The 16,424-nt window shown below is 64.4% G+C and carries 14 protein-coding genes, 2 tRNA genes and 1 pseudogene; 11 read left to right on the top strand and 6 right to left on the bottom strand.

The genetic code is table 11. From position 1 onward, the window contains the following. Positions 1-90: 90 nt before the first annotated feature. Positions 91-1,527, bottom strand: a complete 1,437-nt coding sequence (locus F7D01_RS14285) for a coniferyl aldehyde dehydrogenase (protein ID WP_215228105.1) — start codon at positions 1,525-1,527, stop codon at positions 91-93. An 88-nt stretch (positions 1,528-1,615) separates the two neighbouring features. Here F7D01_RS14285 and F7D01_RS14280 point away from each other — a divergent pair, with 88 nt between their 5' ends. Both F7D01_RS14280 and F7D01_RS14275 read left to right on the top strand, forming a co-directional pair. Further along, the gene (locus F7D01_RS14280; protein WP_215228104.1) at positions 1,616-2,812 is read left to right on the top strand and encodes an acetyl-CoA C-acyltransferase; all 1,197 of its coding nucleotides are present in this window, start codon (positions 1,616-1,618) and stop codon (positions 2,810-2,812) included. Positions 2,813-2,902: 90 nt separating this feature from the next. Continuing rightward, complete coding sequence (locus tag F7D01_RS14275; protein ID WP_215228103.1) at positions 2,903-3,295, top strand: hypothetical protein; 393 nt, start codon at positions 2,903-2,905, stop codon at positions 3,293-3,295. 23 nt (positions 3,296-3,318) lie between these two features. Here the strand turns inward: F7D01_RS14275 and F7D01_RS14270 are convergent, their stop codons facing one another. Beyond that, positions 3,319-3,765 carry an SH3 domain-containing protein gene (locus F7D01_RS14270; RefSeq protein WP_215228102.1) on the bottom strand — a complete coding sequence of 149 codons (447 nt, stop codon included), beginning with the start codon at positions 3,763-3,765 and terminating at the stop codon, positions 3,319-3,321. Positions 3,766-3,882: 117 nt separating this feature from the next. Between F7D01_RS14270 and F7D01_RS14265 the strand changes: the two genes are divergently transcribed. Next, positions 3,883-4,911, top strand: coding sequence for a D-glycerate dehydrogenase (locus F7D01_RS14265; protein WP_215228101.1), 1,029 nt, complete (start codon positions 3,883-3,885; stop codon positions 4,909-4,911). Positions 4,912-5,031: 120 nt separating this feature from the next. On the opposite strand, the gene F7D01_RS14260 is transcribed toward F7D01_RS14265, so the two are convergent. From F7D01_RS14260 to F7D01_RS14245, 4 genes are all read right to left on the bottom strand, one after another. Beyond that, entirely contained in the window at positions 5,032-6,438 is a 1,407-nt protein-coding gene (locus F7D01_RS14260; protein ID WP_215228100.1) for a nitronate monooxygenase family protein, read from the bottom strand. A 28-nt stretch (positions 6,439-6,466) separates the two neighbouring features. After that, positions 6,467-7,207 (bottom strand): class I SAM-dependent methyltransferase, encoded by a 741-nt coding sequence (locus F7D01_RS14255; RefSeq protein ID WP_215228099.1) that lies wholly within the window; start codon positions 7,205-7,207, stop codon positions 6,467-6,469. A gap of 116 nt (positions 7,208-7,323) precedes the next feature. After that, a complete protein-coding gene (locus F7D01_RS14250) occupies positions 7,324-8,118 on the bottom strand; it encodes a hypothetical protein (RefSeq protein ID WP_215228098.1) in 795 nt (264 codons plus the stop codon). Between the two features lie 62 nt (positions 8,119-8,180). Then, positions 8,181-8,669 (bottom strand): flavodoxin family protein, encoded by a 489-nt coding sequence (locus tag F7D01_RS14245; RefSeq protein WP_215229842.1) that lies wholly within the window; start codon positions 8,667-8,669, stop codon positions 8,181-8,183. Between the two features lie 82 nt (positions 8,670-8,751). Between F7D01_RS14245 and recJ the strand changes: the two are divergent. From recJ to phoU, 8 genes and pseudogenes are all read left to right on the top strand, one after another. After that, positions 8,752-10,541 (top strand): annotated as a pseudogene (gene recJ, locus F7D01_RS14240) (single-stranded-DNA-specific exonuclease RecJ). 76 nt (positions 10,542-10,617) lie between these two features. Next, positions 10,618-10,692, top strand: a tRNA-Glu gene (locus F7D01_RS14235). A 40-nt stretch (positions 10,693-10,732) separates the two neighbouring features. Continuing rightward, positions 10,733-10,807: transfer RNA gene (locus F7D01_RS14230), tRNA-Glu, on the top strand. An 81-nt stretch (positions 10,808-10,888) separates the two neighbouring features. After that, the gene (locus tag F7D01_RS14225) at positions 10,889-12,145 is read left to right on the top strand and encodes an ATP-binding protein (protein WP_215228097.1); all 1,257 of its coding nucleotides are present in this window, start codon (positions 10,889-10,891) and stop codon (positions 12,143-12,145) included. A 136-nt stretch (positions 12,146-12,281) separates the two neighbouring features. Further along, on the top strand, positions 12,282-13,667 hold the full coding sequence (pstC, locus tag F7D01_RS14220; RefSeq protein ID WP_215228096.1) for a phosphate ABC transporter permease subunit PstC: 1,386 nt from the start codon (positions 12,282-12,284) through the stop codon (positions 13,665-13,667). Then, positions 13,660-14,925 (top strand): phosphate ABC transporter permease PstA, encoded by a 1,266-nt coding sequence (gene pstA / locus F7D01_RS14215; protein WP_215228095.1) that lies wholly within the window; start codon positions 13,660-13,662, stop codon positions 14,923-14,925. Before pstC ends, pstA begins: the two co-directional genes overlap by 8 nt. Continuing rightward, positions 14,922-15,710 carry a phosphate ABC transporter ATP-binding protein PstB gene (pstB, locus tag F7D01_RS14210; protein WP_215228094.1) on the top strand — a complete coding sequence of 263 codons (789 nt, stop codon included), beginning with the start codon at positions 14,922-14,924 and terminating at the stop codon, positions 15,708-15,710. The genes pstA and pstB overlap by 4 nt, the downstream gene beginning before the upstream one ends. Then, a complete protein-coding gene (gene phoU, locus F7D01_RS14205) occupies positions 15,707-16,375 on the top strand; it encodes a phosphate signaling complex protein PhoU (protein ID WP_215228093.1) in 669 nt (222 codons plus the stop codon). The genes pstB and phoU overlap by 4 nt, the downstream gene beginning before the upstream one ends. Positions 16,376-16,424 lie beyond the last annotated feature (49 nt).

The raw sequence follows: 16,424 nt of genomic DNA, 5'->3' as shown, positions 1-16,424 counted from the left end.
AAGGTTGAAAGGTTTCGGGCGCGCACTAGTCCCCTGCTCCCACGGGTGCAAGGGGCTGGGACGTGCGAACCACTCGCAATACGCCGGGAATCAGGCCTTTTTCATTTCCCGCGCGATCGCCTTCTTCGTGGCGCTGCCATAGGGCGGACGCAGCCCGGCGAGCTTCGCGACATCGATCTTCGGCTGCGTATAGATCGCCCGCGCATGGCTGAATTCGCGAAAGCCCTCGGGCCCGTGATAGGACCCGATGCCGGAAGGCCCCACCCCGCCGAACGGCAGATCCTCCATCGACACGTGCATGACCACGTCGTTGACGGTTACCCCGCCGGAGATCGTTCGCGAAAGCACCTGCTCGCGCTCGCCCGAATCGCTCCCGAAATAATAGAGGCCAAGCGGACGGTCGTGCGCATTGATGTACCCTATCGCCTCGTCGACGGACTTGTAGGTCTTGACCGGCAGGACGGGCCCGAAGATTTCCTCGCGCATCGCCTGCATGTCGTCGGTGACGCCTCGCAGGATGGTGAGGGGCATCTTGCGCGCATTGGTGTTGGAAAAATCCTCTCCCGCGGGATTTACCTCGACAACTTCCGCGCCCTTTTCCCGCGCGTCGGCGACCATCGCCTGGAGCCGGTCGAAATGGCGGTCGGTAACCACCGATGCGTAATCCTCGTTCGCCAGCAGCGTGGGATACATCGCGTGCACGCCCAGTTCGACCGCCGCGATGGCCCCCTCCTCCTTGTCCTCGGGCACCAGCAGGTAATCGGGAGCCAGGCAAATCTGGCCGGCGTTCAGCATTTTCCCCAATGCGATGCGTTCGCCCGCCCGGGTCAGGTCGGCGCTTTCCCCCAGGACCACGGGACTTTTGCCGCCAAGCTCCAAGGTCACCGGAACGAGGTTTGCTGCCGCCGCCTGCATCACCTTGCGCCCGGTATCGGTCGAACCGGTGAACACGAGATGGTCGAACGGAAGCGAAGAAAAGGTCTGCGCCACCTCCGGCCCGCCCGTCACGACGGCAATCTCGTCGCTGGCGAACGATCCCGAGACCAGTTCGGCCAGCAGGTCGCTGGTGCGTTCGGTAAATTCGCTCGGCTTGATCATCGCGCGATTGCCCGCCGCGAGAACCTGCATCAGCGGACCGAAGGACAGGTTCACCGGGAAGTTCCACGGGCTGAGGATGCCCACGACCCCCTTCGGCTCGTAACGGACCTCGGCCCTGGCACCCAGGAGAGGCAGCGGGAAACGCAACGACCGCTTGTCGGTCTTCGCCCAGCCCTCGACATGCTTCAGGCAGTATTTGCCGAAGCCGATCGTGCCGACGATGTCCGTCATCATGCTGGCATCGTGGCTACGATTGCCGAAATCGGCACTCATCGCCCGCGCGAGATCTTCGCCATGATCGACGAGCAGCGCGATCGCCTTGCGAATCCGCTGCTTGCGAGCCTCGATCGGTTCGGGACGCGCAGCGATGAAGGCCGCGCGCTGCGCCTCGAGCGTGGATCGCAGGTCGGCTTCGCTCGTTCCGGTCATGTATCGCTCCATTGCTATCGCAGGGACAGAGTCCTAACTCGCCCCCAACCTAACCATTTCCGTAGCCAGTCGAAAGGTATCCTTACCCATGACCCAGTTCGCCGCTTCCGATCCGATCGTCATCCTCTCCTATGCGCGCACCCCGATGGGCGGCATGCAAGGCGCACTGGCCGATGCAAGCGCGACGGATCTGGGTGCAACGGCGGTCAAGGCGGCGGTAGAGCGGTCCGGCGTCGCACCGGAAAGCTTCGACCGCACCTATATGGGCTGCGTCCTTCCCGCAGGGCTCGGCCAGGCACCCGCACGGCAGGCGTCGATCAAGGCGGGCCTGCCCAAATCGGTTCAGGCGACCACCGTCAACAAGGTGTGCGGCAGCGGCATGCAGACCGTGATCATGGGTGCCGAAGCACTCGCGAGCGGCAGCGTGAACTACGTCGTTGCTGGCGGGATGGAGAGCATGACCAACGCCCCCTACCTGCTGAAGAAGCACCGCTCGGGCGCGCGGCTCGGCCACGACACCGCTTATGACCACATGTTCCTCGACGGGCTGGAGGACGCCTACGAGGAAGGCCGGGCCATGGGCACGTTCGCGCAGGAAACGGCGAACGAATATCAGCTCACCCGCGAGCAGATGGATGATTATTCCATCGAATCCCTGCGCCGCGCCAATGCGGCCATCGAGAGCGGCGCGTTCGCCGACGAGATCGTTCCGGTCACGGTGACGAGCCGCAAGGGCGAGACCGTGGTCGATACCGACGAGCAGCCCAGCCGTGGCAAGCCGGACAAGATCCCGACCCTGCGACCTGCCTTCGCCAAGGACGGCACCATCACCGCCGCGACCTCCAGCTCGATATCGGACGGTGCGGCGGCAGTCGTCCTCAGCCGGGAAAGCGTGGCGAACGACAACGGTCAGAAGCCGGTAGCGAAGATCGTGGGTCTCGCCGCCCATGCGCAGGAGCCTGCCAAGTTCACCGTCGCTCCGATCGGCGCGATCGAGAAGGTGCTGGAGCAGGCCGGGTGGTCGGCGGACGATGTCGATATCTGGGAGGTGAACGAAGCCTTCGCGTGCGTCGCCATGTTCGCAATGCGCGACATCGGCATCCCCCACGAGAAGATCAACGTCAACGGCGGCGGCACTGCGCTCGGTCACCCCATCGGTGCCAGCGGCACGCGCATCCTCGTGACCCTGCTCAACGCTTTGAAGCAGCAGGGCAAGAAGCGTGGCGTCGCGAGCCTTTGCATCGGTGGTGGCGAGGCCACCGCGGTCGCGGTGGAGATGGCCTGATCGCCCGACCGCTTTCGCGCTATCGACAGGGAATATTTGCGACAGCATGCGATGAGGCGTAGTCTGGGTTCACCAAGGGGAGAGGAACCCATGAAAATTACGATACTTTTCGCGGCAGGTCTGTCGCTGTCGGCCTGTTCGGCCACCCCGGATGCGGACGCGGAGGCGACCGACACGGCGCCAAGCGTCGAGCCGGCGGCCGTTCAGGCACCGCAAGATCGGTCCGGGGCTTACGAAGTAACGGCGGCGGACGGTACGAAGTGGCGCACGACCATCGGCAAGGACGGCACGTACTCGGCCGACTATGGCGATGGGAAACGGGAAGACGGCACGGTGGCCGATAGTGCCGGTCAAACTTGCTTCGACAAGGATGGCGATGGCGAGCCCCGTTGCTGGACACTGTCCGAGCCCGATGCCGCGGGCGCATTCAGCGCCACCGACCAGCGTGGCGAGAGGGTATCGGTGGTCCGATCCGGGGACTGAGAAGCTCCGTCGCACCGGATGTCTTAAGGTGGGCCGGCGCCCCATAGCGCGTCGGCCCGCACGTATCCGCCACGATCGCCGATCGTCATCCGGCACCAGCCTTCTTCGCAAGACCCCAGCCGCCCGATCACACCCGGTTCGAGCTGCCATTTCACGCGAGCGGTCGCCGCCGGCTCGCTTCGCATCGCCACGCTATCGTCGCCCATCACGATTGCGGACCGATCGCGCGTCAGCAACCGCGAGACCATCCAGCCCTGTGCCCCTTCCGCATCGCGAACCAGGCGCCAACCTTCGTGTTCCCTGACGACCTTCATCGGCAGGCCCGGGCGATGATAGACCCATAGGATGCGATAGGATTCGCTGGGCCCCACGCGCAGGTTCGCCTCCGTCGCGCGCACGCTGACCCAATATGGCGGGGCGTCGTCGTCCCGGTCCAGCAGGGAGCACCCGCCCAGGAGAGCAGCGAACAAGACAAGGTAAGCGATCGAAGCGCGCATCGCGAATCGTCATACGGCGATCCGGCCAGCACCGGCAACCGCCAAGCCGCGCTTGACCATATCGAGACGAATGGCCAATCAGCGTGGCACATGCAGAGCGATGATCCGAGAGGCAAACGGGAACCGGGCCGCCGGGTAGAGGGCACGCCACGCGTGGTGGTGACCCGCCACCTCATGCCGGGGATCGAGGCGCGCATGGCGGAGCTCTTCGACGCGAAGCTGAATCCGGAAGACCGGCCGCTTACGCGAGCCGAGCTGATCGCGGCGATGCGCGATTGCGACGTCCTGGTTCCGACTGTCACCGATCGCATCGAAGCGGCGATGATCGAGGAGGCGAAGGGCCGTCTCGGGCTGATCGCCAGCTTCGGCGCGGGTACCGACCACATCGATCTGGCCGCGGCGGCGCGGCACGGGATCATGGTCACCAACACGCCGGGCGTGTTCACGGACGATACGGCGGATCTGGCGATGGCCCTGATCATCGGGGTTCCGCGGCGTTTGCGCGAAGGGGTCGCGCTGACGCGCGGGGGCGACTGGACCGGATGGGCTCCATCCGCGATGCTCGGCCGCCAGTTGGGCGGCAAGCAATTGGGCATCGTGGGCATGGGACGCATCGGGCAGGCCGTGGCGCACCGCGCCAAGGCGTTCGGCCTGCGTATTGCCTATCACAATCGCAAGCCTCTGCCCCGTGCGATCGAAAGCATGCTTTCCGCCGACTATGTCGCGGATCTCGACGAGCTCGTCGCCAGTTCCGATATTCTCTCGCTCCACTGCCCATCGACCGACGAAACCCGACACATGATCGACGCGGCGCGGCTCGATAAGATGAAGGACGAGGCCGCGCTCATCAACACGGCTCGCGGCGATCTGGTCGATTACGACGCGCTGGTCCGCATGTTGGAGGAAGGCCGATTGATCGGTGCGGGACTGGATGTCTATCCCGACGAACCCGCGATCGATCCCCGCCTGCTCGCCCATCCCAACGTCATGACCCTTCCTCATATAGGTAGCGCCACGGTCGAGGGACGCGAGGCATCCGGCGATAAGGTCGTGGCGAACATCCGCTTCTGGGCCGACGGGCACCGCCCCCCTGACCAGGTTCTCGACGCGCTGGTCTGAACGATCCCTCCCCCGTCAGGGTAGGGCCATGTCTTATCGGCAGCCGCGTTATCAATGCTCACGCCGCCGAAGGCGCTCTTGTCCTGGCCGGCGCGATTGTTTGCCGCTCCGCGAACCGTATCAATCGCCGGTCAGGATGCGGTCGACCAATTGCTTCACCGTCGGGGTGAAGTTGTTCGAATAGAACGGGTCCTGCTTGAACCGATAGGCAGCATGCCCGGCGAACATCAGGTTCTCGTCGACCGGGCCACCGTGGGCGATGTCCTGCAAGGTCTTCTGGATGCAGAAGCTGCGCGGATCGGCGAGACGGCCGGTGGTGAAATCGTCGTGATCCTTCCAGCTGGAGAACTGGCAGTGCGACAGGCACCCCATGCAATCCTTCTGGTCCTTCCGGATGATGTCGCGGCTTTCGGGGGTGACGTAGACGATGGTGTCGTCGGGCGTTTTCAACGCCTCCGTATAGCCTTCCCCGAACCAGCCCTTCGCCCGTTCGTAGTCCTTGGGCGCGACCCAGAAGTTCTTGCCGCGCACGCCTACGTCGAGCTGCTTGGTATGCTCGCCCGCCTCGACCTTGCTGTAAGGTATCTGGCGTTCGGACCGGTGAATCAGATCGTAGAGGAAATCGTTCTTCACCGCGCTCGAATAGAAGCCCGTCGGGCTGAAGCGGTGAAGGAGGACATCGCCCTCGTCCAGGTCGCGCAGATTGTCTTTCCAGTCCTGCGGGATCGGGCTTTCTTCCGTCAGCAGCGGGCGCGTGCCGAACTGGAAGGCGATCCGCCCGAGTTCGGGATTGTCGATCCAGTGGTCCCATTCGCGCAGATACCAGACACCGCCGGCCATCACGATCGGCACATCTTCCGACACGCCCTCGGCTCGCATCGTTTCGCGCAGCGCCTTGACCCGTGGATAGGGATCTTCCGGCTTGCGGGGATCTTCGGCATTGGAGAGCCCGTTGTGCCCCCCGGCTAGCCACGGGTCCTCGTACACCACGGCGGCCATCAATTCGCCGACCTTGTGATAGCTGCGCTTCCATAGGGCGCGAAATGCCCGGGCCGAACTGATGATCGGGAGGTAGCAAACCTCGAACCGGGCGGCGATCTCGGCCAGCTTGTACGGCATACCCGCCCCGCAGGTGACGCCGGTGACCAGGCCACGGGTCTGTTCGAGAACGCCTTCCAGAACAGGCTGAGCCCCGCCCATTTCCCACAGCACGTTGATATTGATTGCGCCGTTTCCATTGGCGATATCGTGAGCGCGGCGGACCTGCTCGACCGCTCCGTCGATCGCATAGCGAATGAGCTGTTCGTGCCGTTCCTTGCGAGTCAGCTGCTCGTAGACCTGGGGAATGATCTTCCCCTCGGCGTCGTAGCTATCGGCGTTTACCGCGCTGACGGTGCCGATACCGCCCGCTGCGGCCCATGCGCCGGAGCTGGCGTGATTGGTGGCCGAGACGCCTTTGCCGCCTTCTACCAGCGGCCAGACTTCGCGTCCGCCGTATAGGATCGGGCTGAGCCCTTTGAATGCCATTGATCAAAAATTCCGTTTCTAAAGCGACTTAGCTCGCCGCATCCGTGCTCCCAGCGGCGAGACCGCCCCGGCAGGGTTCGATATCCTGCGGTCGAGGTCTTCTAGCCGCTCTGCGGAACTGTGCATAGTACCCGGAGATTTCCGGGGCATCTCGAAATGCGTCCAACTGGTAACCCGCTCTCCCGAATTCGCAGGCAAGGAGTAGCGGAGCGATGCCGTGCTGATCGGTCGGCCGGTCGACATCGACAACAATCACCTGCCCCCCTTCCTTCAACGACGGCCACATCCGCCAAAGGAACGCGTAGGGCTGCGCGATCTCGTGGTACATGTGGATCATGAATATCCGGTCGAAGCTCCCCTCCGGCAAGCGTGGATCGGACGGCTGCCCTTGCTTGATCGAGACGTTGTCGAGACGTTCGCGCTCGATCCGCTTACCGAGGCGATCCAGCGCGTCGCGATCGATGTCCTGTGCCAGAACCCGCCCCCCCGGCCCGACCCGTTCGGCCAGGCGAACGGTGTAGTAGCCCTCCCCGGCTCCGATATCGGCGACGGTCATGCCGTTTTCGATGCCGGCAAGGTCCATGACCTTCTGCGCTTCGTTGACGCTGTCGCGCTTCACCTCGGTGCTGAACTGGTTGGACCCGAGCGCCGATACCGGACGATCCGGGTCCGGAAACGGGGATCGCTTGGCGTTGTGCGAATCCGCGTTCGATGCCCCGCACGCCGCGAGCACGCCGATCGACGATAGCAACGCCGTGCGAACGACCATTCCGAGACGCGGCGAAAGAAGGGAAGAGCAATGCAGCATGGGGTGGCAACCTCTCGGCCGCGCCCTAGCTGTGCCGCCGAAGCCGGTAAAGACCCGCACGTGGTGCCTGCCCCGTGCTAAAGGAGATAGGCCCGCACGAAGCGCCCATTGGGCGACGGCTCCAGGCGCATCGTGCCTCCCTCCGGCAAGAGGAAATCCTTGATCTGCGATAGCGGGCCGTGATGCGCTAGATGCCCCAGAACACGCTGCGCCAGCCGGTCGGCCGTCGCTGGACCGGGGGTGAAGCTCCCCTCCAGCCGTAATTCCTGACCATTGAAGAACGCCATCCCTTCGCTTTGCAGCGCTTCACCGAGCGAAGGCGTGAGCACGCTCACCACCGACGCGGGAAACATCCCTCCGCGAATCCAACGGCCGATGTGCGAGCAAAAATAGTCCCGGTCCATCAGCAGGCTCGCCGGGGTCCATCCCACTGCCGCCACCTGGGGCATCGATGCAACCAGACGCGCCGCCAGTCCCAACCATTCGCGGATCACGGGCATGCTCCGCTTACCGGAGGCGATATGCGGCGCGGGAACGAGAAACCTGGCCGATTGCGGCGTTACCCGTACCGCATTGGGCACTTCGATACGATGATTGAAGGCAACGTCTTCGAATCCCGCATCGGCCAATGCCGGCACCAGGTCGAAGGCCATGCCACCCAGGCGCAGTTCGATCCGAGAATCGGCGCAAACGGTAACGAAGATATCGTCATGCAGGTCGAGTTCAGCGGGGACGTCGTTCATTTGCAGCGGACTGCTAGGATCGGAAACGAGGACCACGGCCGCGCCGGAGGACCCGTCGTCCCGAGCGGTTCTCTCAACGGAAATGGTCGTTCCCCCATGGCAGCGTGACAAGTGCTGTTCCGGCTCCATGCCAATTTTCGACAATATAGTCGAGTGCGTGCCGCGCGAATTGCTCCATTATGGAGAATTTTCTAGAATACTCCCAGTGCTATACCTTCGCTGAGGGCCTCACCCAATTCGGCAGCGTTCGCCAATTGCAGTTCGGTTGGTGCCTTCGGCGCCAGTATTTCTTCTGAACTTCGCGCATCGGTCTTGACGATCAACGGGTCGACCACACGTCGTAAGCGCCATCCCTTCGCGATCCGGTCGATCTGGCGCTGCGCCCCTTCGCCATCTGACCCCGCGGCGATTATCGTCGCATAGGGGCGCCCCTCGATCCGGCCCAGCACCGGGTAGTAGCAGCGGTCGAACATCTCCTTCATCATTCCGCTCATGGTGGCGAGGTTCTCCGGACAAACGAAGAGATACGCTGCGGCGTCCAGCAGGTCGGACGGCTGAACATCGCTTGCCTTCATGAGCCGAGCTCGTTCGCCACCCGCGTCCGCGGCGGCCCGGGCCAGCGCTTCGCTCGCTCCGGTGCGGCTATGCCAGGCGATCAGTAGGGTCGATGTTGCACTCATCATGCAATCCGGCCTTCAATGCTGTCGAAAGTCAACCGGTACGCGATTGCGCAATAACCCCCAGCCATTAGATTCAGGGGCGATGCGTTCACCACCGGCCTCCCACGTCTTCGGCGTCTCCCGCTCGCTCGCCGGTCGCGCTTGGACCTGGCGCGGCGGCAATATGGATCTTTCGGGCGGCGCGATCGGGCTGGAGGACGATGTGGTCACCCAGTTGCTGCTCGCCCGCGGTGTCGCGCGCGAGGATGTGGAGCGGAACCTCGCACCGACCCTACGCACCTTCCTCCCCGATCCCTCGATCTTCAACGGCATGGACGTCGCGGCGGAACGGATCGCTCAGGCGGTCCTATCGGGCGAAAAGGTCACGATCTACGGCGATTACGATGTGGATGGGGCGACCAGTGCCGCACTGATGATCCGCCTGCTCGGCATGCTGGGGCATCGGGCGGACTATTATATTCCCGACCGCCTGCTGGAAGGTTACGGCCCCAGCGGGGAAGCGCTGGTCAAGCTGGGAGAGGCGGGTTCGAGCCTGGTCATCACCGTGGATTGCGGTGCCATGGCGTACGACGCCCTGTCGATGGCGCGCGATGCCGGCGTCGACGTCATCGTCGTCGATCATCACAAATGCATGGCGGAACTGCCACCTGCGGTCGCCATGGTGAACCCCAACCGGCTGGATGAGAGCGACGAGGCGGCAGCCCACGGCCATCTCGCGGCGGTGGGTGTCGCGTTCCTGCTCGGCATTGCGACGGTGCGGACGTTGCGGCGGCGTGGCTACTTCGAAAATCGGCCCGAGCCCGACCTGATGAGCCTGCTCGATCTGGTCGCCCTGGGCACGGTAGCGGATGTCGCTGCGCTGCACGGCCTCAATCGCGCATTCGTGGCGCAAGGGCTGAAGGTGATGGCGCGCCGCGCGAACACCGGCATGAGCGCCCTGATCGATGCGAGCCGACTCAAGCGGGTGCCGGCCTGTAGCGATCTGGGCTTTGCACTGGGGCCACGGATAAACGCAGGCGGGCGGGTCGGCGAATCGACTCTGGGCGTACGGCTCCTGACGACGGCGGACGATGCGGAAGCGAATGCGATCGCAGAACAGCTGTCGCGCCTCAACGAGGATCGCCGCGCGATCGAGGCAGCCGTACAGGAAGCGGCGGAGGAACAGCTCGCCGCGCAGCACAACCGCGCGGTCCAGGTTGTTTTCGGGGCCGGCTGGCACCCCGGGGTGATCGGCATCGTCGCCGGGCGGATCAAGGAGAAGACCGGGAAACCCGCGCTCGTCATCGCGACCGACACGGAAACGGGCGAAGGCAAGGGGTCGGGACGATCCATCGCCGGAGTGGACCTGGGGGCCGCGATCATCGCGGCTCGCGAGGCCGGGTTGCTGGTGGCCGGTGGCGGCCACGCGATGGCCGCGGGCCTCACCATTGCCGCCGACCGCGTGGAAGAGTTCGCCTCCTGGCTCGACGAACGACTCGCGGCGTCCGTCGGCCGTGCCATCGCGGGGCAGGAGGCTGCGATCGATCTGGCGCTTGCGCCCGGCGGGTTGCAGCCGAGCCTGATCGAGACGCTCGACCGGGCCGGTCCTTTCGGCATGGGCTGGCCGGCCCCCGAGTCGCGATCGGTCCGGTATCGCTCGTGAAGGCGGACATCGTCGGGCACGACCACCTGCGCCTGATCGTGTCGGGCGGGGACGGGCAATCGCTCAAGGCGATCGCGTTCCGCGCAGCGAGCCAGGATTGGGGCCAGCAGCTGCTCCACGCGGAACGCGGCCGCCGCCTGTGGCTGCTGGGCCGGGCCAAGATCGACGATTGGGGGGCTCGTCCGCAGGCCGAACTTCACCTCGAAGACGCTGCCTGGGCGGATCGCTGAGGGTTTCCACGCTGGGGCTTGACCCGTTCGATTCGCACTTCTAAACGCGCGGCTCGCTTCCGGATGGCGTATCTCCGGCCCCTTCGTCTAGCGGTTAGGACGCGGCCCTTTCACGGCTGAAACACGGGTTCGATTCCCGTAGGGGTCACCATTCGAAAGCGCGATGCCTTGGGGCGCGAGCCCCCGCGCATGGCCCCTTCGTCTAGCGGTTAGGACGCGGCCCTCTCACGGCTGAAACACGGGTTCGATTCCCGTAGGGGTCACCATCTCTCTCTATCCTCGCCTCTCCGGAATGGCTGCGATACCGCGGCTGGTGGCCCAGACGGAAAGTCGCTAGTGGCGCTGCGATGGATTCGGAACACCGCATCCCCGTTGCCGGTCTGCTGCTGGCGCTGATCGGCTCTGCCGCGCCGTTCGCGGCGGGATTGTCGTGGGAGCTTTCCCTGGGTCTGCTGCTCGTGTGGGGCTGTTCTCTCTTCATCCTGCCGAGCCCGGAAACCCGCACCCAATCGACCGCCCCGACCGCCGAAGCCATGCGCGCCACGTTCGCTCAAATCATCGAACATTCCGCGACACCCCTGATGCTCACGGTCGGAAACCGGGTGGTCAATGCCAACAATGCCACCCGCACGACCCTGGGTGCGCACGTCATCGGTCAAGACGTCCGGGTCGCGTTGCGCCACCCCAATGCCGTGGAATTGCTCGACTCGGGACGTAACGGAGAAACGGTCGTGACCGGCCTCGTCCGGCGCCAGGACATATGGCGCATCAGTCAGGTGCAGAGCGACCTCGGCTTCAACGTGGTCGAACTGACCAATCGCACGGCCGAGGCGGATGTGAGCCGCGCGCATACCGATTTCGTCGCCAATGCCAGCCACGAACTGCGCACCCCCCTTGCCTCCATCCTCGGCTATATCGAAACGTTGCAGGAGGCGCCGGGGTCGATCGACAGCAAGACGTCGACCCGGTTCCTGGAAATCATCCACCGCGAAGCGCAGCGCATGCAGAACCTGGTGAGCGACCTGATGTCGCTATCTCGGGTCGAAGCGGAAAAGCACGACCTTCCTGAGACCAATGTGGATCTCGGTGCCTTGGTACGCCGCGCTGCGGTCGAAGGTGCAGGCCATGAACGCCGGAACCGGCTGACCATGCATTGCAAGCCTGACATCGTCGTGCGCGGCGATGCGCAGCAGCTCGAACAACTCGTTCGCAACCTCGTCGACAATGCGCTGAAATACGGTGCCGCCGATGGCCCGGTCACCGTCGAACTGACCCGGTACGGTGTCGGAAACGCGCAATTGTCCGTGGCCGATACCGGCGACGGGATCCCGGCCGAACATATCCCCCTGTTGACGCGTCGGTTCTATCGCACCGATCCCGGGCGAAGCCGCGCCGCGGGTGGAACCGGGCTGGGACTGGCGATCGTGAAGCATATCGTCGAGCGTCATCAGGGACGACTGGATATCGAAAGCACGCCCGGCCAGGGGACGCGCGTCTCGGCGCGCCTTCCGATGGTCGAAACCGATCCGTCGCAATCGCTCCCGGAACAGGCGGGCGCAACCGGGGGGCTTCCGCCGGAGGAGGACGTGGGGGTCCACGGGTAATAATGCTGTCACATTGCTCGAACACAGAACGGTCTATAGGCGGACGATTCTCCGCTGGCGGTCAACAGCCGCCTTTCTCTGCCGCCCACCCGTTTCGCCATTCTTGTTCTCCAGCCGCAGGGTTCTGCTGACCTTCATGTCGCCAGCTTTTCTCTTCATGCTCGTCGTCGGCCTGGCGCTGATCGGCTGGCTTTCCGCCCGGGCCAAGGCGAAGCGTTTCCTCGCCGAATCGCAGACCAAGCGGATCGTGGCGCGCCCGACCTATCACGCCTGGTTCGTCGCCCTGTGGATCGCCCTGCCTCTGGCCGTATTCGCCCTGGTCTGGGGGATCGTTTCCCCGATGCTGATAAACCGCTCGGTCCTGGCATCGCCGGCGGCGTCGGCCCTGCCCGCCTTCGGTTTCCAGCGCGACACCATGCTGGCGGAAGCGTATGCGGTGGCTACCGGCAATTCGCGGGCGGTGTTCAACCCCGATGCGCAGGCGCTGGTTCAACCGTTTCGGGAAGCGATTCAGTTCTACGGCACGGCCGGCGTCCTCCTCGCGCTCGCGATCGCAGTGATATGCGGGCTGTGGGCGTGGACCCGGCTCAACCCGCGCTTCCAGGCGCGCGTTCGGGTGGAACGGACCGTGATGCTGGTCTTGCTGCTCGCCTCGCTGGTGGCGATCCTCACGACCTTCGGCATTCTCGTCAGCCTGGTGTTTGAAACGGTGCGTTTCTTCGGGATGGTTTCCCCGATCGATTTCCTGTTCGGAACCCAATGGGCACCCGACCCGATGGCCTCGATTTCCGCCACCCAGCCCGACCGTTTCGGCGCGATCCCGCTATTTTGGGGCACAATCTTCATAGGCGCGATAATAGCGATGATAGTCGCCATTCCGCTCGGCCTGATGAGCGCGATATATTTGACCCAATATGCCAGCTCCACTTGGCGCAGATGGCTCAAACCCGCGCTCGAAATACTCGCGGGCGTGCCCACGGTGGTCTACGGCTATTTCGCCGCGCTGACGGTCGCCCCGCTCATTCGCGACGGGGCGCAGGCGGTCGGCATCGCGAATGCTTCGAGCGAGAGTGCGCTCGCGGCGGGGCTCGTGATGGGTGTGATGATCATCCCGTTCGTTTCCTCCATGGCGGACGACAGCATCGCCGCGGTTCCCGGCGCGATGCGCGACGGCAGTCTGGCGATGGGCGCGACCAAGTCCGAAACCATCAAGCGCGTTCTCATCCCCGCCGCCCTTCCGGGCATCGTCGCGGGCGTGATGCTGGCGGTGAGCCGCGCCATCGGGGAGACGATGATCGTGGTGATGGCTGCGTCCACCGCCGCCAACCTGACCGGCAATCCGCTGGAAGCGATGACCACCGTCACGGTCCAGATCGTCGCCCTGCTGACCGGCGAGGCCAGCTTCGACCATCCCGCCACGCTCAGCGCCTTCGCGCTCGGCTTCGTCCTGTTCATGGTGACGCTGGCGCTCAATTTCATTGCACTGCGCGTCGTCAAGCGCTTCCGGGAGGCGTATGAGTAGCACCACCGCCCCGCCGCCACGAGCACCGACCCGCAGCGCCGCGTTCGAGAACCGGCTGAAGCGCCGCTACGCCGCGGAACGTCGCTTCAAATGGTTCGGCCTCGCCGCCATCCTGTTCTCGATCTTGGTGCTCGGCCTGCTGCTGGGCAACATGATCTACAAGGGGGCGAGCGGCTTCCAGCGCGCCGAGCTGGAGGTTTCGATCGATTTCGCGAGCTCCGGCCTCGCCGCCGATGCGCGCACGCTCCAGCAACCTGGTGCCGTGCAGTTGCTGGAGTTGCAGGGCCTGCCGCAGATCGTGGAAGCGGCCGCCGTGCAATCGCTGGGTGAGCAGGGCGCCGCGCAGCTAAGCTCGGATGCCTGGCGCGAGGTGGCGAACAACATCGTCGACGATCCCGAGCTGCTGCAGCGCACCACCTCCGTGTGGCTGCCGGCCAATGGCGACCTCGCCGAAGCGATGACGGGCGAAGGTTCTCCGGAGATGCGCGCACTGGCGGATCGACTGGAAAGCCAGGGGCTGCTGTCGGAGCGGTTCGACGGCGGGTTCCTTACCCGTTCGGACGCGACCGATCCGCAGCAGGTGGGTATCTGGGGCGCATTGAAGGGCTCCATCCTGACGATGATCGTCACATTGGCTCTGGCGTTTCCTGTCGGCGTCCTCTCCGCCCTCTATCTCGAGGAATATGCGCCAAAGAACCGCTGGACCGACATCATAGAGGTTTCGATCAACAATCTGGCCGCGGTGCCGTCGATCATCTTCGGCCTGCTCGGCCTTTCGGTCTTCCTGTTCATCTTTCCGAACATGCGCTCGGCCCCGCTGATCGGGGGCATGACCCTGGCTCTGATGACCATGCCGGTGATCGTCATCTCGGGCCGTAACGCGATCAAGGCGGTGCCACCGTCCATTCGCGACGGGGCGCTCGCGATCGGCGCGTCGCGGATGCAGGTGGTGTTCCACCATGTCCTGCCGCTCGCCCTGCCCGGCATTCTGACCGGCACCATCATCGGCATGGCGCGCGCACTGGGCGAGACCGCGCCCCTGCTGATGATCGGGATGCGCGCCTTCGTCGCGACGCCGCCCGATGGTTTCACTTCCCCGGCCACCGTGCTTCCGGTACAGATCTTCCTGTGGTCCGATGAAATCGACACGGGCTTCGTCGCCCGAACCAGCGCCGCGATCATCGTGCTGCTGTGCGTCCTCCTCCTGATGAACGGCCTCGCCATTTACCTCCGCAACAAATTCGAGAAGACCTGGTGACCCTAGTCCACGACAATCTCGAGCCGCTCGAGGCCAAGATCCGCACCCGCGACGTCGACGTCTATTACGGCGAGAAGCAGGCGATCGATTCGGTCTCGATCGATATTCCGACCGAATACGTCACCGCGTTCATCGGCCCGTCCGGGTGCGGTAAGTCGACTTTCCTGCGCTCGCTCAATCGCATGAACGACACCATTCCCTCCGCCAGGGTGGAGGGATGTATCGAGCTGGACGGCGAGGATATCTACCGCACGAAGATGGACGTCGTGCAGCTGCGCGCGCGGGTGGGCATGGTGTTCCAAAAGCCCAATCCCTTCCCCAAATCGATCTACGAGAACATCGCCTACGGCCCCAAGATCCATGGCCTCGCGGAGAGCAAGTCCGACCTCGACGCGATCGTAGAGCGCTCGCTGCAACGCGCCGGCCTGTGGAACGAGGTAAAGGATCGTCTCGGCGAATCCGGCACCGCGCTATCGGGCGGGCAGCAACAGCGGCTGTGCATCGCCCGCGCGATCGCGGTCGATCCCGAGGTTATCCTGATGGATGAGCCGTGCTCTGCACTCGATCCGATCGCGACCGCGCGCGTGGAGGAACTGATCGCCGACCTGACGGGGCGTTACGCAATCGTGATCGTGACGCATTCCATGCAGCAGGCGGCGCGCGTTTCGCAGCGAACCGCCTTTTTCCACTTGGGAAAGATGGTGGAATATGGTCGCACTAGTGACATATTCACCAATCCGCTCGAAGAGCGGACCAAGGACTATATTACGGGACGGTACGGATGAGCACCGAACACACGGTCAAATCCTTCGACGAGGATATCACGCGGCTGCGCGGGCTCATCACGCAGATGGGCGGCCTCGCCGAATTGGCTACGCAGCAGGCGCTCGATGCGCTCGTCAACGGAGACGAGGAGCTGGGCCACCGGGTCGTGGCCGGCGATAAGAAACTGGACGCACTGGAAGCGGATGTCGACCGGATGGCCGTTCGCATCATCGCGCTGCGCGCGCCGATGGCGGACGATCTGCGCGAAGTCATCGCGGCGCTGAAGATCGCGGGCGTGGTGGAGCGGATCGGCGATTATGCGAAGAACATCGCCAAGCGCGTCGGTCGCATTGAAGGCCGGACGCACTTCGAGCCCCTGACGCTGCTTCCCGCCATGGCGGAACTCGCGATCGAGATGGTCCACGACGTGCTTTCCGCCTACGCGGCCCGCGATCCCGAGCTGGCGCGCGAAGTCATCAAGGCGGACGAGAAGGTCGACGCCTTCTACAACAGCATATTCCGCAACCTTGTCAGTCACATGGTGGAGAACCCTTCCACCATTTCGAGCGCTGCGCAGCTGCTCTTCATCGCGCGCAATCTGGAACGTATCGGCGACCACGCCACCAATGTGGCGGAGATGGTGCATTTCGCGGCCACCGGGTCCTACCCCACCGACGACGACTGACACGAAACGGTCTTGGAAGCGTCATAGAGGGCTCGGGTAGCCATAGCGA

This window comes from Erythrobacter sp. 3-20A1M (genome assembly GCF_018636735.1).
In the GTDB taxonomy this organism is placed as follows: domain Bacteria; phylum Pseudomonadota; class Alphaproteobacteria; order Sphingomonadales; family Sphingomonadaceae; genus Alteriqipengyuania.
This window is presented reverse-complemented; position numbering and strand designations above follow the sequence as displayed.